This window comes from Embleya sp. NPDC056575 (assembly GCF_042793325.1).
GTDB lineage: Bacteria > Actinomycetota > Actinomycetes > Streptomycetales > Streptomycetaceae > Embleya.
Genome location: NZ_JBHTVA010000202.1, coordinates 1 through 1,070, shown reverse-complemented (window position 1 = coordinate 1,070; position 1,070 = coordinate 1). Strand labels below are relative to the sequence as shown.

The window sequence follows — 1,070 nt, the reverse complement described above, 5'->3', positions numbered from 1 at the left end:
GTCCTGCACCAGGTCCGCGAAGACCTCGGCGCGGCTCGCGGCGAGCGGCACCTGGGGCGGCGCGACGGGGCCGCGCATGCCCCTTCCGTGGCGATCACGACGGCGGGGCCCGGGTGCGGCGGCGGTGGGCGGTACGGGGGTGTCCATCACTGACGAAGAGTAGTCCCCACGAGGTCCGTGTGCCCGGCCCCCACGCGGCTGCCCGCGGCCCGGGGCAGGAAGCCCGGCGCACGTTCCGGATGTCGCAGGATGACCATTCCAGCCAAGCTTGGGCTCGATTCCGTATCCCTCCAGGACCGTCGCTCACATGGCAATTGACGTGGTTTGCACCAAGTGGTGACCGGATTCAGGTCCGTTCGGCATCTCGCCGCGGGATGTCGCCCCAGGTCAGGACGGGCGGTCCGAAGGCTTGTGTGGGCGGGCTCACAGCGCGACACGGTGGGGTGACCTGGGGGAGAGTCGTCGCGGCCCGCTCAAGAGTGCGGTACCGTCCAACGTCGTGAGCCCTGTACGTCGCTGTTCGCGAACCGCTTGCGGCCGCCCCGCCGTCGCGACGCTGACGTACGTCTACGCCGACTCGACCGCGGTCCTCGGCCCGCTCGCCACCTACGCCGAGCCCCACTGCTACGACCTGTGCGCCGAGCACTCCGAGCGTCTCACCGCGCCGCGCGGCTGGGAGGTCGTCCGCCTCGCCGACGCCTCCGCTCCCTCCCGCCCCAGCGGTGACGATCTGGAAGCGCTCGCCAACGCGGTGCGCGAGGCGGCCAGGCCGCAGCAGCGCGCGGCCGAGGCCGGTGGCGGCGCCCGCTCGGCGGACCCGATGGAGGTCGCGCGCCGCGGCCACCTACGGGTGCTGCGCTCGCCGGACAACTGAGCGCCCGCCCCCTCCGTAACCCGCGAGAAAACGCTTTCCGCATCGCGGAATCCCCCCCCACGGCGGAATCCGGGGAGGCGCCCGTGTACGTCCAGGAACTGGAACCCGTGGCCGACTCGCCCGGCCTCTCCGCCCTCGTGGCGACCCTGCCCCTCGTGATCGTCCTCGTCCTGCTCGGCGGCGTCCGCATGAAGGC

The 1,070-nt window shown here is 72.8% G+C and carries 1 protein-coding gene; it reads left to right on the top strand.

Features of this window, described 5'->3' with window-relative positions:
* The first annotated feature begins 499 nt into the window (after positions 1–499).
* Positions 500–874 (top strand): DUF3499 domain-containing protein, encoded by a 375-nt coding sequence (locus tag ACFRCG_RS48750; RefSeq protein WP_054229213.1) that lies wholly within the window; start codon positions 500–502, stop codon positions 872–874.
* The last annotated feature ends 196 nt before the right edge of the window (positions 875–1,070 follow it).